At 74.0% G+C, this 21,430-nt stretch carries 13 protein-coding genes and 1 tRNA gene; 5 read left to right on the top strand and 9 right to left on the bottom strand.

Annotation, left to right across the window (positions count from 1 at the left end):
* Window positions 1–65: 65 nt before the first annotated feature.
* Entirely contained in the window at window positions 66–3,005 is a 2,940-nt protein-coding gene (ileS, locus tag BUE30_RS05415) for an isoleucine--tRNA ligase (RefSeq protein ID WP_073326834.1), read from the bottom strand.
* Between the two features lie 505 nt (window positions 3,006–3,510).
* Window positions 3,511–3,981 carry a GNAT family N-acetyltransferase gene (locus BUE30_RS05410; protein ID WP_073326833.1) on the bottom strand — a complete coding sequence of 157 codons (471 nt, stop codon included), beginning with the start codon at window positions 3,979–3,981 and terminating at the stop codon, window positions 3,511–3,513.
* A gap of 107 nt (window positions 3,982–4,088) precedes the next feature.
* Here BUE30_RS05410 and BUE30_RS05405 point away from each other — a divergent pair, with 107 nt between their 5' ends.
* Window positions 4,089–5,336 (top strand): FAD-dependent oxidoreductase, encoded by a 1,248-nt coding sequence (locus BUE30_RS05405; RefSeq protein WP_073326832.1) that lies wholly within the window; start codon window positions 4,089–4,091, stop codon window positions 5,334–5,336.
* A gap of 107 nt (window positions 5,337–5,443) precedes the next feature.
* Here BUE30_RS05405 and BUE30_RS05400 read toward each other — a convergent pair whose 3' ends face one another.
* The 4 genes from BUE30_RS05400 to BUE30_RS05385 all read right to left on the bottom strand — a co-directional run bounded on the left by BUE30_RS05400 (window position 5,444) and on the right by BUE30_RS05385 (window position 8,940).
* The gene (locus BUE30_RS05400; RefSeq protein WP_244526278.1) at window positions 5,444–5,686 is read right to left on the bottom strand and encodes a hypothetical protein; all 243 of its coding nucleotides are present in this window, start codon (window positions 5,684–5,686) and stop codon (window positions 5,444–5,446) included.
* 352 nt (window positions 5,687–6,038) lie between these two features.
* Entirely contained in the window at window positions 6,039–7,064 is a 1,026-nt protein-coding gene (locus tag BUE30_RS05395) for a YcjF family protein (protein WP_073326831.1), read from the bottom strand.
* Window positions 7,061–7,516 carry a GNAT family N-acetyltransferase gene (locus tag BUE30_RS05390; RefSeq protein WP_073326830.1) on the bottom strand — a complete coding sequence of 152 codons (456 nt, stop codon included), beginning with the start codon at window positions 7,514–7,516 and terminating at the stop codon, window positions 7,061–7,063. Before BUE30_RS05390 ends, BUE30_RS05395 begins: the two co-directional genes overlap by 4 nt.
* A complete protein-coding gene (locus BUE30_RS05385) occupies window positions 7,513–8,940 on the bottom strand; it encodes a YcjX family GTP-binding protein (protein ID WP_073326829.1) in 1,428 nt (475 codons plus the stop codon). Before BUE30_RS05385 ends, BUE30_RS05390 begins: the two co-directional genes overlap by 4 nt.
* Window positions 8,941–9,223: 283 nt before the next feature.
* On the opposite strand from BUE30_RS05385, the gene truA reads away from it, so the two are divergent.
* The 3 genes from truA to BUE30_RS05370 all read left to right on the top strand — a co-directional run bounded on the left by truA (window position 9,224) and on the right by BUE30_RS05370 (window position 18,302).
* Window positions 9,224–9,997 (top strand): tRNA pseudouridine(38-40) synthase TruA, encoded by a 774-nt coding sequence (truA, locus tag BUE30_RS05380; protein WP_073326828.1) that lies wholly within the window; start codon window positions 9,224–9,226, stop codon window positions 9,995–9,997.
* 542 nt (window positions 9,998–10,539) lie between these two features.
* Window positions 10,540–12,291 carry an autotransporter assembly complex protein TamA gene (locus tag BUE30_RS05375; protein WP_073326827.1) on the top strand — a complete coding sequence of 584 codons (1,752 nt, stop codon included), beginning with the start codon at window positions 10,540–10,542 and terminating at the stop codon, window positions 12,289–12,291.
* A gap of 68 nt (window positions 12,292–12,359) precedes the next feature.
* Window positions 12,360–18,302 carry a translocation/assembly module TamB domain-containing protein gene (locus BUE30_RS05370; RefSeq protein WP_073326826.1) on the top strand — a complete coding sequence of 1,981 codons (5,943 nt, stop codon included), beginning with the start codon at window positions 12,360–12,362 and terminating at the stop codon, window positions 18,300–18,302.
* Between the two features lie 100 nt (window positions 18,303–18,402).
* Here the strand turns inward: BUE30_RS05370 and BUE30_RS05365 are convergent, their stop codons facing one another.
* The 3 genes from BUE30_RS05365 to BUE30_RS05355 all read right to left on the bottom strand — a co-directional run bounded on the left by BUE30_RS05365 (window position 18,403) and on the right by BUE30_RS05355 (window position 20,584).
* Entirely contained in the window at window positions 18,403–19,302 is a 900-nt protein-coding gene (locus BUE30_RS05365) for a sugar kinase (protein WP_073326825.1), read from the bottom strand.
* Between the two features lie 761 nt (window positions 19,303–20,063).
* Window positions 20,064–20,139 (bottom strand) — tRNA-Ala (locus tag BUE30_RS05360).
* Between the two features lie 106 nt (window positions 20,140–20,245).
* A complete protein-coding gene (locus tag BUE30_RS05355; RefSeq protein ID WP_073326824.1) occupies window positions 20,246–20,584 on the bottom strand; it encodes a TIGR02300 family protein in 339 nt (112 codons plus the stop codon).
* A gap of 131 nt (window positions 20,585–20,715) precedes the next feature.
* Here BUE30_RS05355 and BUE30_RS05350 point away from each other — a divergent pair, with 131 nt between their 5' ends.
* Window positions 20,716–21,405: a M48 family metallopeptidase gene (locus tag BUE30_RS05350; RefSeq protein WP_073326823.1), complete on the top strand. Its 690-nt coding sequence runs from the start codon at window positions 20,716–20,718 to the stop codon at window positions 21,403–21,405.
* Window positions 21,406–21,430: the final 25 nt, after the last annotated feature.

Below are 21,430 nucleotides of genomic sequence, written 5' to 3'. Positions count from 1 at the left end.
CGGCCCCGCTTGCCGGGGGGCCGCCTCCGGCCCGACGGCGGGGCCGGGCCGGAGGCGGGCTTTCCTCACGCCCCGCGATCCTGCAGGGCGGCCTCGCAGCGGGCGCAGACGCCCGGATGCGGATGGGTGCCGACATCGGGCAGGATCTTCCAGCAGCGCTGGCATTTCTGCCCCTCGGCGCGGGCGAAGACGACGCCGATATCGGAGGCGCCCTCGATGCGGTGCGCCTCGGGCGGGGCGGGATCGGTCGTGACCTCGATCCCGCTCGTGATGCACAGGTCGTCGAAGGAGACGTCCCGCAGCACGGCCGCCACGTCCTCCGGCACGTGGACGATCGGCGCGGCCTCGAGGCTGGCACCGATCACCTTGTCCCGGCGGGCGATCTCGAGCGCGCCGGTGACGGCGCGGCGGGTGCGGCGGATCGTCGACCACTTGGCCGCCAGCGCCGCGTCGCGCCACTCCGCCGGGGTGTCCGGGAAGTCCGTCAGGTGGACCGAGCTGTCCTCGCCCGGATAGCGCTCGAGCCAGACCTCCTCCATCGTGAAGACGAGGACCGGGGCGAGCCAGGTCGTCAGCCGGTGGAACAGCAGGTCGAGCACGGTGCGCGCGGCGCGCCGGCGGGGCGTGTCGCCGTCGCAGTAGAGCGCATCCTTGCGCACGTCGAAATAGAAGGCCGACAGGTCCACCGTGGCGAAGGTGAAGACCGCCTGGAACGCCGCCTGGAAGTCGTGGGCAGCGTAGCGCTCGCGCACGAAGGCGTCGAGCTCGGCAAGGCGGTGCAGCACCCAGCGCTCCAGCTCGGGCATGTCGGCGGGGTCGGTGCGGTCGGCCTCGGTGACGTCCGCGAGCGAGCCGAGCAGGAAGCGCATCGTGTTGCGCAGCCGCCGGTAGGCGTCGGCCGTGCCCTTGAGGATCTCGGGCCCGATGCGCTGGTCGGCGGTGTAGTCGGTCTGCGCCACCCAGAGCCGCAGGATGTCGGCGCCGTACTGGTCCACCACCTTCTGCGGGGCGATGATGTTGCCGAGCGACTTGGACATCTTCATGCCCTTCTCGTCGAGCGTGAAGCCGTGGGTCAGCACGCCCCTGTAGGGCGCCCGGCCGGTCGTGCCGACCGATTGCAGCATGGAGGAGTGGAACCAGCCGCGATGCTGGTCGGTCCCCTCGAGATAGAGGTCCGCGATCCCGTCCGGCGCCCCGTCCTCGCGGTCGCGCAGGACGAAGGCATGGGTGGAGCCGCTGTCGAACCACACGTCGAGCACGTCGAAGACCTGATCGTACGCGTCGGGGTCGGCGTCGTTGCCGAGGAACCGCGCCTTGGCATTTTCCGCATACCACGCATCGGCGCCCTCGGCCTCGAAGGCCTCGAGCACGCGCGCATTGACCTTTTCCGACTTCAGCAGGAAGTCCGGGTCGGTCGGAAGGGCCCCCTTCTTCACGAAACAGGTCAGCGGCACGCCCCAGGCGCGCTGGCGCGACAGCACCCAGTCGGGCCGCGCCTCCATCATCGAATGCAGCCGGTTGCGCCCCGAGGCGGGAGTCCATGTCACCTGGTCGATGCAGGTGAGTGCCCGCTCGCGGATCGTCGTCCCGTTCGCGTCCTGCCCGTCGCCGACGGGGCGGTCGATGGCGGCGAACCATTGCGGCGTGTTGCGGTAGATCACCGGCGCCTTGGACCGCCAGGAATGGGGGTAGGAATGCTTGATCCGCCCGCGCGCGAGCAGGCCGCCGACCTCCGCCAGCTTGTCGATGACGGCCTTGTTGGCGTCGCCTTCCTTGCCCTTGTCGGTCAGGATGCGCTTGCCGCCGAAGAACGGCAGCGAGGCGCGGAAGGAGCCGTCGTCCATAACGTTGTAGGTGAGGACCTGCTCCAGCATGCCGAGGCCGCGATAGAGGTCGTATTCCTCCATCCCATGCGAGGGGGCGCAATGGACGAAGCCGGTGCCCTCGGTGTCGGTGACGAAATCGGCGGCGCGGAAGTCGCGCAGCTCGTCCCATTCGCCCTCGCTCCCTTCGGCCCCGGCGAGGGGGTGGCGCAGGGACAGGGCGGAAAGCTCCTCCGCCGTGACGTCCCGCACGCGCCGCCACTGGTCCGGCTCCAGCCGGGCGCGGGTCATCACGTCGGCGGCGAGGTCGTCGGCCAGCAGGTAGCGGTCGCCGACATCGGCCCAGCATTCGTCCGGCGTGCCGGTGACCTCGTAGAGGCCGTAGGCGATGTCCGCGCCGTAGACGACGGCCTTGTTCGACGGGATGGTCCAGGGGGTCGTGGTCCAGATGACGACATACGCGCCGGCGAGATCGCCCTCCCCCTCGGCGGCGAACTTCACCCAGATCGTCGGGCTTTCCTTCTCGTGGTACTCCACCTCGGCCTCGGCCAGGGCGGTCTGCTCCACGGGGGACCACATGACCGGCTTGGAGCCCTGGTAGAGCGTGCCGTTCATCAGGAACTTCTGGAATTCCTCGGCGATCACGCGCTCGGCGTGGAAGTCCATCGTGAGGTAGGGCCGGTCCCAGGCGCCGGTGATGCCGAGGCGCTTGAACTCGTCCCTCTGGACGTCGACCCAGGCTTCGGCGAAGCGGCGGCATTCCTGGCGGAAGGCGACCGTGTCGACATCGTCCTTGTCCTGGCCCTTGGCCCGGTACTGCTCCTCGATCTTCCACTCGATCGGCAGGCCGTGACAGTCCCAGCCGGGGACGTAGCGCGCGTCGAAGCCCATCATCTGGTGGCTGCGCACCACCATGTCCTTGAGGATCTTGTTCAGCGCGTGGCCGATATGGAGGTTGCCGTTCGCATAGGGAGGGCCGTCATGCAGGACGTAGGGCGTGCGCCCCTCCTGCGCCCGCAGGCGATCGTAGACTGCGAGGCGCTGCCAGCGCTCCAGCCATTCGGGCTCGCGCTTCGGCAGGCCGGCGCGCATCGGAAACTCCGTGCGCGGCAGGTTCAGCGTGTCCTTGTAGTCGATCGTCTCGGCGGGGGCGTCGGTCGGTTCGGTCGTGTCGGCGCACATGGGCTCGACTCCTGTCGGCAAAGTCGTTTCGGCGATGGGGGGCATCTTCGGAGGAATCGGTGCGAGGTCTCGGACACCATTGGCCCGGCGGCGCCGAAGGGCTCAGCGCGCCGGGAGGCTAATTCGGGCGATGCGGTCGATGAGCCATGTCATGGGCGCGGTGTATAGGACGGGGCGGGCGGCGCGTAAAGCGACCGGAGCGGGCCCGGGGGACCGGCTATCGCCGAGATTCTGCGGGGCCCGAGGAGCGCGCGGTATTGGGGGCCCCTGGAAGGGCGCGCGGTCCGGACCTGGCAGGGCGGCGTCGACGGGCCGGGACTCCCCGGGGCGGCGAGCGGCCTTTCCTGGCCCGCTGCGGGAGGACCGGGGGGAGCGGCCCCCGCGGCCCGGACGCGGTCGGCACTGCGCGGCGCCGGCGATCCGCTACCCCCGGTCAGGCTGCGGCTGGGCGGCGGCCCGAAGGGCGCAGGGCGGCCCGGCCCTGCCCCCGCCCGGCGGCGCGGCCTCACGCCCCGAGGTCGATCCGCATCGTCGCCATGCCGCCGTTCACGTCCAGCTCCTCGTAGCCGGCCGCGCGGTAGGCGTTCAGCGCGGGGGCATTGTCGGTCTCGCATTTCAGCGTGACGGTCAGCGCGTCGAGATCGCGGGCGGCTTTCTCCACCAGCGTGGTCAGCCGGTCTCCGGCCCCGCCGCGCGCCTCGGGGGCGACGTAGACATAGGCGAGGTGGCGCTGCTCGGGTCCGATGCCGGGGCGCAGCGCGAAGAAGCCCTGTTCCCGCCCGTCGTCGTCGACGAGGTAATAGGCCGCGTCGCCGGGTTCGTTCAGCCAGATCTCGTACCATTCCATCGGATCGAAGGGATGCTTGGCGGAGGGATTGACGAGCGCCAGATCGGCCTCGTCGGTCAGCAGGTCCACCAGCGGTTCGAGGTCGAGCGGGCGGGAGCGGCGGAGGGTGAGCTCGGCGGCGTCGGGCATGGTCGGTTCGGTCGGTTGGGGATTGGATCGGGGCGGAAAGTGTCATCACCTAGGGGAAAGGGCCCGCGTCTTCAACCACGGGCGCGGCCCGGACGGACGGGGGAGCGATGGCGCGGCGCTACGGAATCGGGATCGCGGGGGCGGGAATTGGCGGGCTGGCGGCGGCGGCGCTGCTGGCGCGGGACGGGCACGAGGTGACGGTGCTCGACCGCTTCGCGCGGCCCGCCCCGGTCGGGTCCGGGCTGGTGATCCAGCCGGTCGGGCAGGCCGTCCTGCGCGCGGCGGGGGCCGGGGCGGCCTTCGATCACGGGGCGCGGATCGCGCGGCTGCACGGGCACGAGGCGACGACGGGGCGCACCGTCCTGGACGTCGCCTACGGGCCCGGGCGCCACGGACTGGCCATCCACCGGGCCGCGCTCTTCGAGGCGCTGCTCGAGGCGGCACGCGCGGCGGGGGCCCGGATCGTGCCGGGCGCGGAGGTGACGGGGGCGGAGGTGACGGGGGCAGAAACGACGGGGCGCGGGGCGCGATTCCTGCTCGCCGGGGACAGGTTCGGGCCGTTCGACCTGGTGGTGGACGCGGCCGGGGCGAACTCGCCGCTCTCGCCGCTCGTCGCGCGGCCGCTCTCCTACGGGGCGATCTGGGGCACGGTGCGCTGGCCGCAGACCGCCCTGCCCCCCGACCGGCTGAGCCAGTGCTACCGGCGGGCCGACCGGATGATCGGCGTGCTGCCGGTCGGACGGCTGCCGGGAACGGACGGGGCCCTCGCCGCGATCTTCTGGTCCCTGCCCCGGGACGGCGAGGCGGAGTGGCGGGCCGGGGGCCTCGCGGCGTGGAAGGACGAGGCCCGCGCGCTCTGGCCCGCCATCGCGCCGTTCCTCGACGGGGTGACGGATGCCGGGCAGATGACGATGGCGCGCTATTCGCACGGCAGCCTGCGGCGGCCCTGCGGGGCGGGGGTCGTCCATATCGGGGACGCCGCGCACCGCGCCTCGCCGCAGCTCGGCCAGGGGGCGAACATGGCGCTGCTGGACGCCGCCGCTCTGACCCGCGCCTTGGCGCTGCATCCGCTGGACGCGGCGCCGCGCGCCTATGCCCTCGCCCGGCGCTGGCACGTGGCCGCCTACCAGGCGATGAGCGCGCTCTTCACCCCGCAATACCAGTCCGACAGCCGGGCGCTGCCGGTGCTGCGGGACCGGGTGCTGGCGCCGCTGACCGGCGTGCCGCCCCTGCCCCGCCTCCTCTCCCGGCTGGTCGCCGGGGACCTGCTGCCCCCGCTGGGATCGCTCTCCGCGCACAGGGACCCGCCGGCCGCAATGCCTGCCCGGGCGGCCGACCCGCGCGGGGGCCGCTGAAACCCGGCTCGGCACAGAGAGGCGCCTTGCCGCAGTCCGGAGCGCGCGCTGCCCCCGCGCCGGGCGGGGCCCTGCAGCCGCGCCGGGATCGCGGGGCCGGGGCGGGGTCAGGCGGCGAGCAGGTCGGAGAAGACATGGGCGGGAATGCCGTCCCGGTCGATCCCGCGGGCGGCCAGCTCGGCATCGCTGAGCGCGGCGAGCGCGACGAGCCGGTCGCGCCGGGCCTGGCGCAGTTCGTAGGCGTTCACGCCCATGCCAAGACCGGCGAAGAAGGCGTCGAGATCGGCGTCGATCCGGGCGTCGGTCCGGGCCGTGGTCCGGTCAATGGTCGGGGAAGTCTGAAGGCTCATCTGTCCGTCTCCGGTCTGTCGTCTCCCTCGCCCCCCGATCTGGACCCGGGGGGCGCGCGCCACCAGAGCCGGTCGCGCAAGGCCGGGTTGCGGCGCGCGGGACCCCCGAGGATCCGGCCTGCGGCCGCCGGGGCCGGGGGCTCTGCCCCCGGACCCCCGCGGTATTTGCGCCCCTGCGAAGGAGGGGCGCCGGCGGGGGACCGGCCGGAGCATCCGGGTGGCGAGGCGGGGCTCAGGCGGTCGCCGCGCCTCGCGAGCGGCCCTCGCCCGGGCCGGGCCGACTGTCCTTCGCGCGATGGGGGGGGCGTGCGGTTCGCTGGACGCAGGCGGCCTTCGCGGCGCGGGACGGCGGTCAGTCCCGGTCCGGTGCGTCCTCCCGGCCCGAGCCGAAGAGACCGGCCAGCGCCCGCCCGACCAGCGCCGAGACCGAGGGACGGGCGACCGCGACGAAGGGCAGCGGGCGGCAGACCTCCATCGCCGCGACGCCGACCCGGGCGGTCAGGGCGCCGTTCACCACGCCTTCGCCGAAGCGGCGGGAGAGGCGGGTGAGCAGGCTGCCCCCGGCCACGGAATGGATCAGGTCGTCGCCCACCGCGACCGCGCCCGTGGCGACGAGATGGGTCATCACCGCCCGGGTCAGGCGCCAGCCGCCGATCGTGCCCGACCGCCCGCCATAGATCTCGGCGACGCGGCGGATCATGCGGACATTGGCGGTCAGCGCGGCGACCACGTCGGCCAGCGCCAGCGGCACCACCGCCGTCACCGTGGCGACCTGCCGCGCCGCGCCCTCGACCTCGCGCATGGCGGCGAGGTCGAGCGGCGCGAGCAGGTCGGTCTCGACCAGGCCGAGCAGCCCGTCCGCGTCGAAAATGTCCTCCTTCCGGTCCTTCAGCCGTGCCAGGCCCCAGGCGGCGTCGGGCCGCCCGGCATAGAGCCGCTCGACCCCCGCCGCGACCCTGCGCGCCGCCTTCAGATCGTCCTGCGCCACCGCCGCCTCCGCCTCGGCCCGCAGGTGGTCGATCCGGCCGAGCCGCAGCAGCGCCGCCATCTCGCGCCCCGCCATGAGAAGCAGCACGACGAGGAAGGACAGGGTCAGCACCGCCGCCATCCAGCCGAGCGCGGGATAGGCCGCCATCAGCGCGCCGATCCAGCTCCAGGCCGCCACCGTCACCACGAAGGAGAGGAGCGCGCCGGCCAGCCCCCAGAACAGGGTGCCGAGCCGCGAGGGGCGCCGCGCGGCGAGCCGGGCCGCCTGCGCCATCGCGCTTCCGCGGCCCGCGGGCGCGACGTCGGGGACCGGGGGGGCCGTTTCGGGGCGGGCGGCCTCTGCCTCGGCGTCGAGGTCGATCAGGACGGGGCCGGTGCGGGTCTCGGTCATGGGTCTCCCGCCTTCGCCGCGGGGGCGGTCCATTGCAGGCGGATGTCGGGCAAGCCCTCGTCGTTCTCTCCGGGCGTGCCGCCGATCTGGGTGAAGCCCTCGCGGGCGTAGAAGGCGCGCGCGCCCGCATTCGCGGCGAAGGTCCAGAGCGCGAGGCGCGGGCTCTCGGCCTTGGCGGCGTCGAGGAGCGCGCGGCCGGTCCCCCTGCCACGCGCACCGGGCGCGAGGTAGAGCGCGGTCACGTCCTCGCCGTTCCGGGCGAGGAAGCCCTGCGGCGGGTTACCCGCGACGAGAACGTCCTGCGTCCGGACCAGATGGCGCGCGAAGTGCAGATCCTCGTCCGCGCTGTGGAGCCTGGGCATCCAGCCGGTCTCCCGCACCCAGCCGCCGAGGATCGCGGCGATGGCGGGGGCGTCCTCGGACCGGGCGGGGCGGATCGCGGGGCCGCTCACAGCGCGTCCCCGAACAGGAACTCGGCCGCGCGGTCGAGGCGGATATGCGGCGGCCCCTCCCCCGGGGCCAGGGTGAGCCGCGCGGGGGCGAAGGTCATCGCGCCGTAATCGCCGTCCAGCCAGGTCTGCGCCCCCCCGCGGGCGGGCGAGAGCAGGTGCCCGGGATCGGCGGGCAGCTCGCCCGGATGGAAGGCGGCCTGCCGGCCCGATCCCTCGAGCCGGCCGCGCACGAGGTCGACGGGCCGGCCCTCGTGCTCGCGCGTCTCCTCGACCGTCGTGCGCAGGGCGGCGATGGACATCGCGGCGGTCCTGGCGCCGGCGAAATCGGCCCGGTCCTTCGCGTCGCGCAGCAGCGCCTCGGCGAGCGCGGTGAGGCGCGGGTGCTGGGCATGGTGCAGGTGGTCGGCCTTGGTCGCGGCGAAGAGTATCCGCTCGACCCGGCGGCCGCGGAAGATCGCCGAGAGCCAGGCGTTCCGGCCGGGGCGGAAGGCGCCCAGGATGTCGGCCATGGCGAGGCGCAGATCCTCGACCGCGCGGGGGCCGCGATGCACCGCGCCCAGCATGTCGACCAGCACGACCTGCCGGTCGATCCGGGAGAAATGGTCGCGGAAGAAGGGCTTCACCACGTGCCGCCGATAGGCGTCGTAGCGCCGCTCGAACTCGCGCCAGAGCGAGCGCCGGGGCGGATCGCGCGGCTCGGGCAGCGGGGCGAAGGTCAGCGCGGGCGATCCCGCCATCTCGCCCGGCAGCAGGAAGCGGCCGGGGGTGAGGTCGCTGTAGCCCGCCGCCTGCGCGGCCCTCAGGTAGCCGCGCCAGGCCTCGGCCAGCGCCTCCATCTCGGGCTCGCGCGCCTCGGCGGTGGGATCGGCGGCGTCGAGCGCGGCGCGCACGCCCTCGGCCTCGGGGCGGGCGGAGGCACGGGCGAGCGCGTCGCGGGACCAGTCGGCATAGGACCGGTCGAGAAGGCCGAGATCGAGCAGCCATTCGCCGGGATAGTCGATGATGTCGAGATGCACCGTCTGCGGCCCCTGCAGGCCCGAGAGCAGGCCCCGCGGCTCGACCTTGAGCGACAGTCGCAGCTGGCTGATGCGCTTCGTCCCCTCGGGCCAGCGCGGCTCGGTGCCGGTGAGCGCGGCGCGATGATCCTCGTAGCGGAAGCGGGGCAGCGTGTCGTCGGGCTGCGGCTGCAGCCAGGCGGCGCGGATCCGGCCCTGCGCGGCGGCCGAGAGCTGCGGCATCCGCCCGCGGTCGAGCAGGTTGGCGACGAGCGAGGTGATGAACACGGTCTTGCCCGCGCGGGAGAGGCCGGTGACGCCGAGCCGGATCGTGCGGTCGACGAAGGGCGCGCGCGCGGCATCGCCCAGCCCGCGCGTCGTGCGGGCGAGGCCGTCGGTCAGGCCGCTGGTCAGGGTTCCGAGGACCAAGGCGGCCTCCGTCGATGTCGTCGTCCCCGAAGATAGGGCGGCAAGGCGGCAGGCGAAAGGCGATGGCGCGGTCGCGAGGCCGGGGGCGGGGCGCGCGCGGCACCCGGGCAGGGGGCGCTGCCCCCTCGGCCCTGACGGGCCTCACCCCGGGAGTACTTGTGGGCAAGATAAGGAGAACCGCGCACGGCGGGGAAGGGGCGAGCGGGGGCAGGTATCGACGGGCGCGCCCGCGGGGTCGTCCGGGGGGCTGGCCTTGCGGGGGGTGCGGCACTAGAGCGGCGGGATGCCCCGCTACGCTCTCAAGGTCGAATATCACGGCGCGCCATTCTCGGGCTGGCAGCGGCAGGCCGACCGGCCCTCGGTCCAGGGGGCGATCGAGGCGGCGCTGGCCCGGCTGGAGCCGGGCTCCCACACGATCGCCGCCGCCGGCCGCACCGATGCCGGCGTGCATGCGCGGGGCCAGGTGGCGCAGGCGGACCTCGCCAAGGACTGGGACCCGTTCCGCCTGTCCGAGGCGCTGAACCACCACCTGCGGCCCGATCCCGTCGCGATCACCGCCTGTGCGCGGGTGCCGGATGGCTGGCATGCCCGCTTCTCGGCGGTGGAGCGGCGCTACACCTTCCGCATCCTGCTGCGCCGGGCCCCGGCGGTGCTGGAGGACGGACAGGTCTGGCAGGTGCGGCACGCGCTGGACGCCGCGGCGATGCGGGCGGGGGCGGCGCATCTGCTGGGGCGGCACGACTTCACCACCTTCCGTTCGACCATCTGCCAGGCGGACAGCCCCGTGCGGACCCTGGATGCGCTGGAGGTGGAGGAGGCGGAGGGCCCGTCCGGCCCGGAGATCCGGCTGCAGGTGCGGGCCCGCTCCTTCCTGCACAACCAGGTCCGCAGCTTCGCAGGGACGCTGGAGCGGGTGGGCGCCGGGGCCTGGGCGCCGGAGGAGGTGGGGCGGGCGCTGGCGGCCCGGGACCGCGCCGCCTGCGGGCCCGTCGCGCCGCCGCAGGGCCTGTGCCTCGCCGGGGTGGGCTATCCCGTGGACCCGTTCGGGGACCGCTAGGCGGGGGGCGGCCCGGACCGGCAGGTGCGGACGGGGGACGGGCGACGGAACCCGCACGGGAGCGTTCGGGCGGGGGCGATCCGGGAGAGGACGCCCGCCCCCGCTGCGGGGCGGTCCCCGCCGATCGGGCCCGGTCGCCGTGGCCGGGAGCCGTCGGCCCCGGGCCGCCGCGGGGCAGGCCCACCCCGGGGGCCGCCCGCGACCCCGCCTGACCTGCGCGTCATAGGCGCGATGCCGCCGATCACAATTCGCCCCGCCCCTGCGATGTCGCATTCAATCCCGCGCCGCGCTTGGATAAACCGGCAGGAAAGCCGGTCCGCGGGGCCGGCACGCGCCGGGACGCGAGACCGGGCGGGGACGAGCGGGGGACCGGGACCATCGACAGCACATCCATCGACCGGCGCGGGCGCCCCGGCCCCCGTCCCGGCACTCGTCCCGGCCGCGCCGCCTCCCGCCCCCCTGCCGCGCCCCTCCGCCCGGGTCCGGCGGCCGCCCCCTTCGCCCGCGCCGCGACGGCGGGGGCCTTCGCCCTGGCCGCGACGATGGGGGCCGCGCAGGAGGTGACGCTCGACCTCTCGGGCGGGGACGCCGATGTCGAGACCAGCGTGCGGGCGGCCGCCCTGACGCTCGGCCTCGATCCCGAGGGGGAGGACAGCACCGCGCAGGACTACGTCGCTGCGGCGACCGCCGATTACCGCCGCATCCTCACCGCGCTCTACGGCGAGGGTCATTACGGGCCCACGATCTCGATCCGGATCGACGGGGTCGAGGCCTCGACCATCGCGCCGCTCGACGCGCCGGCCCGGATCGGGCGGATCGTGATCGATGTCGAAGCGGGGCCGGTCTTCACCTTCGGCACGGCCGAGGTGCAGCCGCTGGCGCCCGGGACCGAGCTGCCCGAGGACTTCGCCCCCGGACAGGTCGCCGCTGCGGACACGATCCGGCAGGCCGCGAATGCGGGGGTCGACGGCTGGCGCGAATCGGGGCGGCCGCTGGCCGCGATCGCGGCGCAGGAGATCGTCGCCCGCCACCCGGCCGAGGAGCTGGACGCCCGCGTCGCGCTGGCGCCCGGGCCGGTCCTGACCTTCGGCCGACCGACCGTCAACGGGAACGAGGCGGTGCGGACCCAGCGCATCCTCGACATCGCCGGGATCCGGGTGGGCGAGATCTATTCCCCGGACGAGATCGCGGGCGCCGAGCAGCGGCTGCGGCGGATCGCGGCCTTCTCCTCCGCCGCGATCCTCGAGGGCGACGCGCCCGGCCCGGGCGAGACCCTGCCGCTGGAGATCCAGGTGCAGGAGGCGCTGCCCCGCCGGATCGGCTTCGGCGCCGAGGTGGCGACGGACAGCGGACTCGCCCTGACCGGGTACTGGCTGCACCGCAACCTGCTGGGCGGGGCGGAATCGCTGCGCCTCGACGCGCGGATCGAGGATATCGGCGGAACCGATGGCGGCATCGATTACGGCCTGTCGGCCGAGTTCGTCCGCCCCGCGACCTTCCGCCGGGATACCGACCTGACCTTCCGCACCGCCCTGTCGCGCGAGGATGCCGAGGCCTTCGTCTTCGACAGCTTCTCGGCCGAAGCGACGCTGACGCGCTACGTCAACGACGATCTCACGCTCGAGGGCGGTCCCGGCCTGCTGATCGCGCGCGAGGAACAGGACGGCGTGACGCGGGACTACCGCCTGCTGACCTTCCCCGTCGACGCGGTGCTGGACCGGCGCAACGTCGAGCTGAACGCGACCGAAGGCTACTACGTCAATCTCGAGGCGACGCCGTTCTACGGGCTGGACGAGACGGGGTTCGGCGGGCGGCTCTACGCCGATGCGCGGGCCTACCTGTCCTTCGGCGGGGGCGACCGCTTCACGCTGGCGGGGCGGGTGCAGGCCGGCTCGGTGATCGGGCCGGACAGCGTGCTCGACGTGCCGTCGAACTACCTCTTCTACTCGGGCGGCGGCGGCACCGTGCGCGGCCAGCCCTTCCGCTCGCTCTCGCTCGAGACCGAGCGCGACGGCGTGACCTTCGAGACCGGGGGCCGGTCCTTCGTCGGGGTCCAGGCCGAGGCGCGGGTGGGGATCACGGACGCGATCTCGGCCGTGGGCTTCTACGATGCCGGGATCATCAGCCGCGAGACCTTCCCCGAGGCGGACGATCCCTGGCATGCCGGGGTCGGGATCGGCGCGCGCTACGACACCGCGATCGGGCCGATCCGGCTCGATGTCGGCACCCCCGCCTCGGGCGACGACGCCTTCGAGGAGGTGCAGGTCTATCTCGGGATCGGGCAGGCGTTCTGACGCCCGCCCCCTCCCCCTCCGTCCGGGCCTTTCCTCGGCCCGCCGCCATTCCGAGACAGGGTTTCCCCATGCCGCTGGTCCGTTTCCTCCTCCTCTGCCTGATCTGGATTCTGCCGGGCCTCGCCCTCGCACAGGACACCGCCCAGGAGGATCGCGACCGCGGCTTCCTGCAGGGGCTGATCGAGGACAACCTGTCCAGCACGGCGCGGGACGTGCGGATCGAGGGGTTCCGGGGCGCGCTCTCCTCGGAGGCGACGGTGGATCTGCTGACGATCGCCGATTCCGAGGGGGTCTGGCTGCGGGCCGAGGGGCTGGTGCTGGACTGGGACCGCTCGGCCCTGCTGCGGCGGCGCCTGGAGGTGGAGGAGCTGTCGGCGCAGAGCATCGAGGTGATCCGGCCGCCGATCCCCGAGGCGACGCTCGACCTGCCGGAGGCCGAGGCGACGCCCTTCTCGCTGCCGAACCTGCCGCTCTCCATCCGCGTGGGCGATTTCAGGATCGACGAGCTGACCCTTGGCGAGGCGTTTCTCGGCGAGGCGCTGACCCTCGTGATCGAGGGCGAGGCGGCGCTGGCGGATGGCGAGGGATCGGCCACGCTGACCGCCGAACGGACGGACGGGCGGGGCCGGTTCGAGCTGTCGGGCGCCTATTCCAACGAGACCGAGGTGCTGGACCTGACGCTCGACGTTCAGGAGGAGGCGGACGGACTGGTCGCCAACGCGATCGGCCTTCCCGGCCGGCCGTCGGTGGAGCTGACGCTGCAGGGGACCGGGCCGATCAGCGACTACACCGCCGATCTGACCCTGGCGACCGACGGAGAGGAGCGGGTGACGGGCCTGTTCGGCCTGTCGACCGAGACGGTGGGCGAGCCGGGCACCGACGCGGCGGGCAACGAGATCGCCCCGCCCAGCCGGACCGAGGTCCTGGTGAACGTCGAGGGGGACCTGCAGCCGCTGATCCCCGCGACCTATCGCCCCTTCGTCGGCGAGTCGGCGCAGCTCTCGGTCCGCTATCTCGGCAATCCGGACGGGTCGAAATCGATCCCGCAGCTGGTGGTCCAGACCGACGCGCTGGTGCTGCTGGGGAACATCGAGGTCGGCCCGGACAACTGGCCGACCCTCCTGGACATCCGCGGCCGGTTCGGCGCGCGGGACGGGTCGGAGACGACCGTGCCCGGCGGGACCGATATCGGTACTGCCCGGCTCGACCTGCAATACGACGCGAGCGTGAGCGAGGACTTCACGCTGGAGCTCACGGCCGAGGGGATCGACCGCGAGGGCCTGACCATCGACACGCTGTCGCTGACCGGGACCGGCACGCTCGCCCCGCCGGAGGAGGGCGCGCTCGGCGCGCTCGACCTCACCTTCGACTACGCGGCCGAGGGCCTGTCCTTCGCCGACCCGGCCCTGGCCGCGGCGATCGGATCGCAGATCGCCGGCACGATCGCGCTGTCGCGCGATGCCGGGCCGGTCGAGATCTCGCGCCTGACGCTGACCGGGCCGGGGATCGACCTCGACGCCTCGGGCACCGTCCAGGGGCCGGACGACGCCTGGCTGACGGACCTGACCGCAGAGCTCGAGGCGGCGGACCTGTCGCGCTTCGCCGCGCTGGCGGGCACGGACCTGTCCGGGGGCGCCGACCTCGTCCTCGACCTGACCGCGCGGCCGCTGGACGGCGCGTTCGAGATCGTGCTCGACGGGCAGACGCAGGATCTCGCCATCGGCGACGACCGGGTCGACCCGCTGCTTGCGGGGACCGCGACGCTGGACCTCGCCGCGACACGCGACGAGGAGGGCACGCGGCTCGAGGCGCTGGACCTGTCGACCGACGCCCTGAGCCTGACCGCGAGCGCGGACCTGACCTCGGGCGCGTCCTCGGCCGAGTTCGACTTCACGATCCCCGACGTCTCGCTCGCCGTGCCGACGCTGGAGGGCGGGGCCAGCCTGCAGGGCCGGTTCAGCCGGGACGAGGCGGGCACCGGCACGCTGACGGTGACCGGCGACGTGCCGGAGGGCAGCATCGACCTGTCGGCCGATCTCTCGGACCCGGGCGGCAACGGGCAGGTCGCGGATTTCGCGCTGGTGGCCGAGATCGGCGATCTCGCGCCCTATTCGGCCCTGGCCGAGCGCGACCTGGGCGGCGCCATCGACCTGACGGCGAACGGGGTGGCGCGGATCGACGGCGCGACCTTCGACGTGACGCTGGACCTCGCCTCGACCGACCTCGCGATCGGGGACGACCGGATCGACCCGCTGCTGGCCGGCGACGTCGCGCTGTCGGGAAATGTGGAGCGCTCGGGCGAGACGGCCTTCCGGTTGGACGGGCTGTCGCTCGCCTCGGACCTGCTGACGGCATCCGGCGCGGTGGTCTATGTCGACGGGGCCGTGTCGACGCCCGGGCTGAGCCTGTCCTCTTCCGACCTGTCCCCCTTCTCGGACATCGCGGGGCGACGCCTCGGCGGTGCGCTGGAGGCCGAGCTGTCGGGCGGGTTGCAGACCGATCTCTCCACCTTCGACCTCGTGCTGGATGCCTCCGCGATCGACCTCTCGGTCGGGGACGACAGGATCGACCCCCTGCTGGCGGGCGATGTCGCCCTGTCGGGCGCGGTCGCGCGGTCGGGGCCCCTGGCCTTCACGCTGCAGGATCTGTCGCTCACCGCGCCGCTGGTCACGGCGGCGGGCGGGGCGCGTCTCTCGGAGGGCGCGGTGGAGACGGACGGGCTGACGGTCTCTGTCTCCGACCTCGCCCCCTTCTCGGACCTGGCCGGGCGGGCGCTGGACGGCGCGCTCGACGTGACGGCCGAGGGGCGCGCCGGGCTGGACGGCGCGACGCTGGACCTCGCGCTCGACGCCACCTCGACCGACCTCGCCATCGGGGACGAAAGAATCGATCCGCTGCTGGACGGAGAGATCGCCCTCTCCGGCGCGGTGGAGCGGACCGGACCCCTAGCGGGATCGGTGACGGACCTGATCCTGCGCGCGCCCGTCGCGGACCTCACCGGCAGCCTGACGGTCGCGGACGGGATCGCGACGACCGAGGGGCTCTCGGCCTCCGTCCCGGACCTCTCGGCCTTCTCGGCGCTCGCGGGGCGGGACCTTTCGGGGTCGGCCGAATTCGACCTGTCGGGCCGGGCCGCGACCGACGCGGCGACGCTGGACCTGATCCTCGACGCGCGGACGACGGATCTGGCCATCGGCGACGCGCGCATCGATCCGCTGCTCGCCGGAGAGATCGCCCTGTCGGGCGCCGTCGAACGGACCGGGCCGCTGCAGGGGTCGGTGTCGGACCTCGTCCTCGACGCCCCCGCGGCACGGCTGAGCGGCGACCTGACCGTCGCGGACGGGATCGCGACCACCGACGGGCTGTCGGTCGACCTGCCCGACCTCGCCCCCTTCTCGGACCTCGCAGGGCGGCCGCTCGATGGCGCGCTCCGGGCCGAGGTGTCGGGGCGCGCGGCGCTGGACGCCGCGACCTTCGACCTGGCGGTCGACGCGTCGGGCGACGGGCTGGCCATCGGGGTGCCGGGCACCCAGCCGCTGCTGGACGGGCCAGTGCGCCTGTCGGGCCGGGTGGAGCGCAGCGGGCCGATGGCCTTCGCGGTGACGGGGCTCGACCTCGACTCGCCGCTGGTCACCGCGACCGGGGACGCGACGCTCGCGGACGGGCGGATCGCGAGCCCGGGCCTCTCGGTCGAGGTGGCCGACCTCGCGCCGCTCTCGGCCGTTGCCGGGCGGCCCCTGGACGGCGCGCTCGTGGCGGACCTGTCGGGCGAGGCGGCGCTGGATCTCGCCACCTTCGACGTGACCGCGCAGGCCCGGACGCAGGATGTCGGCATCGGTCTGCCGCAGGTCGACGCGATCCTCGACGGGGCGGGCCGGCTGAACGGCCGCGTCGCGCGGACGGGCCCCCTTTCCTTCACGGCGGAGGATGTCGCGATCTCCACCCCCGTGCTGGGCCTGACGCTGGACGGGCAGATCGAGGAGGGGCTGGGCTCCGGCGCCTTCGACCTGCGGCTGACCGACGCCTCGGTCCTGGCCCCCGGCCTGACCGGCGGGGTCACCGCCGCCGGCACGGTGGAGCGGACGGGCAGCGGGCAGCTGGCGCTCGACGTCACCGGCAGCGGGCCGGGGGGCGTCGCCCTCGACGTGACCGCGATGCTCGACCCGGTGGGAGACGATCCGACGCTCTACGACGTGAGCGGCGTGGCCGACATCTCGGTCGCGCAGCTGGGCGAGATCGGGCGGATCATCGGCCGCCCGCTGGGCGGATCGCTCGACGCGACGCTGGACGGACAGCTGCGGACCGACCTCTCCACGCTCGACCTCGGCTTCGACGCGCGGGCCACCGGCCTCGATGTCGGGGTGGACGCCGTGCGCCCGCTGCTGGCCGGCACCGGCACCGCGCGGGGGAGGATCGTCAAGGACGGGCCGCGGATCGCGGTGCAGGACCTCGCCGTCAGCTTCCCGCAATTCAGCGTCACCGCGGACGGCACGACCAGCGCAGGCGGCGACACCGTCATCGATTTCGACGCGCGTCTCGCGGATCTGGGACTCTTCGTGCCCGATTTCCCGGGCGCCGTGACGTCGAGCGGAACCGCGACGCTGCAACCGGGCGGGGCGACGCTTATCGATGCGAGCGCCACCGGGCCCGGCGGCGTGACGGTGGACGTGGGCGGCGCGGTGAACGCGGACGGCACGCTGGCCCTGACCGCCAGCGGATCCGCTCCGCTGCAGCTGGCCAACGAGTTCATCGATCCCGCCCGGATCAGCGGGCCGTTGACCTTCGATCTGTCGGTGAACGGCCCCCCTGCCCTCTCCTCCGTCTCGGGCACGGTCAGCGCGCAGGGCGCGCGGCTGGCGATCCCGCAGATCGGCGAGGCGATCGAGGGGATCGACGCGACGATCACCCTGTCGGGCGGCGCGGCGACGATCGACCTCACCGCGGGCCTCGGCGAGGGCGGCAGCGTCGCGATCAGCGGGCCCGTGGGCCTGACCGCGCCCTTCGACGGGACTCTGACCATCGCGCTGAACGGCCTCGTCCTGCGCGACCCGCAACTCTACGAGACGATCGCGAACGGCACGCTGACCGTGACCGGCCCTCTCACGGGCGGCGCGCGCATCGCGGGTCTGATCGAGCTGGGGCGGACCGAGATCCGCGTCCCCTCGGGCGCGCTCGGCGCGCTCGGCGACCTGCCGGAGGTGGCGCATGTGAACGCGCCCGCCGATGTCCGCAGGACCCTCGACCGCGCCGGACTTACCATCGCGGGCGTCCCGGTGGGCGAGAGCGGCGGGGATGGCGCGGGCGGCGGCGGCGGGCCGGGCTACGCGCTGGACGTGACCGTCTCGGCGCCGAACCAGATCTTCGTCCGGGGCCGCGGCCTCGACGCCGAGCTGGGCGGGTCGATCACCATCGGCGGCACCACGAACGAGATCATCCCGCAGGGCCAGTTCGAGCTGGTGCGCGGGCGGCTCGACATCCTGTCGCAGCGCTTCGTCCTGGACGAGGGAATCGTCTCGATCGCCGGGGATTTCGACCCCTATCTGCGGTTCGTCGCGGTGACCGAGGCCGAGGACGGAACCGAGGTACGGATCATCCTCGACGGGCCCGCCTCGGACCTGTCGGTGACCTTCGACAGCTCTCCGCAGCTGCCGCAGGACGAGGTGCTGGCGCGGCTGCTCTTCGGCCGCGACCTGCTGTCGATCTCGCCGCTGCAGGCGGTGCAGCTGGCCGCCGCGGTCTCGACCCTGACCGGCGGCGGGCCGAGCGTGCTCGACCGGTTCCGCGACGGGCTGGGGCTGGACGACCTCGACATCGCGACCGATGACGAGGGCGGGGTCGCGGTGCGGGCCGGGCGCTACCTGTCCGAGAACGTCTATACCGACGTGCAGGTCGGCGAATCCGGGGCGGAGGCGACGATCAATCTCGACCTGACCGAGGACATCACCGTCCGCGGGGGCGTCTCGTCGGAGGGGGAGAGCTCGCTGGGGATCTTCTTCGAGCGGGATTACTGAGAAGGCAAAGGGGGGCGCTGCCCCCCCCTCGGCCGCGCCGCTTCACCCCCCGTAGCTATGTGCGGCGAGACGGGAGCGGCCGGGCCGGGGCCCGGAGGCCCTAGTCGGGCAGGATCGCCCCGCTGATGCCGACCACCCGGCTCGCCAGCGCATGGCCCGCCGCCATCGCCTCTTCGGTCCGCGATCCGGTGAGACGCGCGGCGAGGAAGCCGGCATCGAAACTGTCGCCCGCCGCCGTCGTGTCCACCACCGACGGGGCCGGGGCGAAGGGGCCGGCCACGACATCGGGATCGAGCGCGACCGGGCCGGCGGCCCCCCGCTTCAGCGCCCCCTCGGTCAGGCCGCGCGCCCGGAGCCGGGCCAGGACCGCCGCCTCGTCCGCATCCGCATGGATCGCCCGCTCGTCGTCTAGCGAGGGCAGCGCGATGTCCGTCACCGCCCAGACCGCGTCGTTGGCGTCGCGGGCGGCGGCCGCGCTTTCCCACAGGCGCGGGCGGTGATTGCTGTCATAGGCGATGCGGGTGCCGCCCTGCCGCGCCCCGGCGAGGGCCCGCGTGAGGGCGGCGCGCCGCTCGGCCGGGAGGATGGCGAGGCTGATGCCGGAGAGCAGCACGAGGTCGTAGCCCGCGAGGCGGTCGAGGCCGACCTGCCCCGGCGCGGCGAAGAGCGTGCGCGCCGCGCTGTCCGACCGCCAGTAGGTGAAACTGCGTTCGCCCGCCGCGTCGGTGGAGATGGCGTAGAGGCCCGGCCCCTTGTCCGGCCGACGCTCGATCGCGCCGGTGCCGATCCCGTGGGCGGCGACGGCCCCCGCGATCCGGTCCGAGAAGGCGTCGGTGCCGAGGGCGGTCATGTAATCGACCGACCAGCCCGTGCCGCGCAGCAGCCGGGCGAGGTAGACCGCGACGTTGAGCGTGTCCCCCGCCACGCCGAGCCGCGCCCGCTCGGCGCCCTCGGGCACGAGTTCGATCATCGCTTCGCCGATGCAGGCGATCCGTGGCATGGCCGGCCCCCCTTCGTCCCCCGGCGGGATAGACCGGGCGGCGGCCGGGGGAAAGGCCGGTGCGACGGGCGTCCGGGCGCCGCCCCCCTCCCGCCGGCGGCGGGGGCGAGTCCGGGCCGCGCGAATACGCCGAGGCGGCAGGGGGCGATCGGATATCGCGGCGCCGCCCGGGTCCGGCACGGGATTCCGCCGGGCCCGCCGCGCGCCCCCTTCGATCCTGCCCGGGTGACCGGGCGCGTTTCCCTGCGGGCGCGGTGCGCCCGCAGGTTGATGCGTCCGGGAAAGGGCCGAGCGCCCGGTGCGCCGCCCGCGCCGGCCGGCAGGACAGCTCGGCCGGGGGCCAGGCGCCGCAGGGATCGGTGCGAGACCCCCGAACGGGCGGCGGCCGGTCGGGAACCGGGATGTGGGGATGACGGCGCCGATCCGGAGCGGAGCTGGACCCGGTCCGGACCACGGTCCCTGCCCCCGCGACCAGCGGGATTCGGACCGGAAGGGAGGATTGCCGAGCCTGAGGGCGGGGTCCGACCCTGTTCGGCCCACGGGCGAGGATCGAGAGGCGGGGCATCAGGCCGGGAGGGGAGAGAGATCACGCCGCGGGGCGCGGGGTCCGCCCCCGTCCGTTCCACGACCAGTCGTGGTCCGCGGTGACGCCGTCGCATCGGAGGGACGGATGGTGGAGCCGCCGGGAGCGGGTCCGACCCCTGTTCGAACCACGGAAACCTAAAATCCCGAGGCGACGTCATTCAAATCGGATGGAAGGATGGTGGAGCCTAGGGGGATCGAACCCCTGACCTCTTGCATGCCATGCAAGCGCTCTCCCAGCTGAGCTAAGGCCCCATCCTGGTGGCGGGTGGCCCCGCCGACGGCCCGCTCCTACGCGGGCCGGGGGGCGGGTTCAAGGCTTTTTTTGCCCTCTCCCGCCCCGGAACGTCCTGCCGGAACGTCAGTCCTCGCTGTCCTTCGAGGCCACGTCGCCGAGGTCGTCGAACGAGACGTTGTCGTCCTCGTCGTCATCCTCGAGCACCTCGTCGCCGAGATCGACATCGCTGTCGTCCTCCTCGTCGTCGTCCAGCAGCAGCTCGTCATCCTCGTCGGTCTTCGAGGCCTTGAGCTTCTTGGTCTGCGCGTCCTCCTGGTCGGCGACCATCGTCCGGTTCTTGCCGGTATCGACGGTGACGACCTGACCCGTATAGGGGCTGACGATCGGATCCTTGTTGAGGTCGTAAAAGTGCTTGCCCGTGGTCGGGCAGACGCGCTTCGTTCCCCAGTCTTCCTTGGGCATGGCTTCGTCCCTTTCGAGGGGTGGCAATCGGCGGCGCCTTGCGGCGCATCGCGGTCCCCTGCCATATGGCCCTGCCGGTGTCAAAGGTCGCGGGGGACCGCCGGGCGGACTGGCATCGGGGAGCGACGCATATGGGACGGCAGGCCAGCATCGGCAACCCCCCGATCGCCGTCGAGCTGCGCCGCTCGGCCCGGTCGCGGCGGATGAGCCTGCGGGTCTCGCGCCTGGACGGGCGGGTGACGCTGACCCTGCCCCAGCGCGTGCCCGAGGCCGAGGGGCTGGCCTTCCTCGCCGAGCGCGAGGGCTGGCTGCGGGGCCATCTGGGGCAGATCGGCGGCATCACCCGCGTCGGGATCGGCGCGGTCATCCCGGTCGAGGGGCGGCCCTGCCGGATCGAGGCGGGCGCCGGGCGGCGGGTCGAGATCGGCCCGGACCGGGTCCGCGTCCCGGGTCCGGAAGAGCGGGCCGGGGCACGGCTGGCCGGGCACCTCAAGGCGCTGGCCCGCGACCGGCTGGCGGCGGCCTGCGACGCCCACGCCGCCGCGCTGGGGCGGCCCTACGGGCGGATCACGCTGCGCGACACCCGCTCGCGCTGGGGCTCGTGTTCGTCGAAGGGGGACCTGATGTTCACCTGGCGGCTGATCCTCGCCCCGCCGGAGGTGCTGGACTATGTCGCCGCGCACGAGGTGGCGCATCTTGCCCACATGGATCATTCGGCCGCCTTCTGGGCGGCGACCGGGCGGCTCTGCCCCGCCTACCGGCGTCACCGCGCCTGGCTGAAGGACGAGGGCGACGCCCTCCTCCGGCTGGATTTCGGCTGAGGGCGATTGACGCGCCGGGCGGGTG

This window comes from Wenxinia saemankumensis (assembly GCF_900141735.1).
Taxonomy (GTDB): Bacteria; Pseudomonadota; Alphaproteobacteria; order Rhodobacterales; family Rhodobacteraceae; genus Wenxinia; species Wenxinia saemankumensis.
This window is presented reverse-complemented; position numbering and strand designations above follow the sequence as displayed.

What these genes read in the sequence shown, in the direction of transcription:
- BUE30_RS05355 (WP_073326824.1), bottom strand. Translation starts at nt 20,584, where the DNA reads ATGCCCAAGGAAGACTGGGGAACGAAGCGCGTCTGCCCGACCACGGGC.
- BUE30_RS05405 (WP_073326832.1), top strand. Translation starts at nt 4,089, where the DNA reads ATGGCGCGGCGCTACGGAATCGGGATCGCGGGGGCGGGAATTGGCGGG.
- BUE30_RS05400 (WP_244526278.1), bottom strand. Translation starts at nt 5,686, where the DNA reads ATGAGCCTTCAGACTTCCCCGACCATTGACCGGACCACGGCCCGGACC.
- BUE30_RS05365 (WP_073326825.1), bottom strand. Translation starts at nt 19,302, where the DNA reads ATGCCACGGATCGCCTGCATCGGCGAAGCGATGATCGAACTCGTGCCC.
- BUE30_RS05375 (WP_073326827.1), top strand. Translation starts at nt 10,540, where the DNA reads ATGGGGGCCGCGCAGGAGGTGACGCTCGACCTCTCGGGCGGGGACGCC.
- BUE30_RS05410 (WP_073326833.1), bottom strand. Translation starts at nt 3,981, where the DNA reads ATGCCCGACGCCGCCGAGCTCACCCTCCGCCGCTCCCGCCCGCTCGAC.
- BUE30_RS05350 (WP_073326823.1), top strand. Translation starts at nt 20,716, where the DNA reads ATGGGACGGCAGGCCAGCATCGGCAACCCCCCGATCGCCGTCGAGCTG.
- ileS (WP_073326834.1), bottom strand. Translation starts at nt 3,005, where the DNA reads ATGTGCGCCGACACGACCGAACCGACCGACGCCCCCGCCGAGACGATC.
- BUE30_RS05395 (WP_073326831.1), bottom strand. Translation starts at nt 7,064, where the DNA reads ATGACCGAGACCCGCACCGGCCCCGTCCTGATCGACCTCGACGCCGAG.
- BUE30_RS05370 (WP_073326826.1), top strand. Translation starts at nt 12,360, where the DNA reads ATGCCGCTGGTCCGTTTCCTCCTCCTCTGCCTGATCTGGATTCTGCCG.
- truA (WP_073326828.1), top strand. Translation starts at nt 9,224, where the DNA reads ATGCCCCGCTACGCTCTCAAGGTCGAATATCACGGCGCGCCATTCTCG.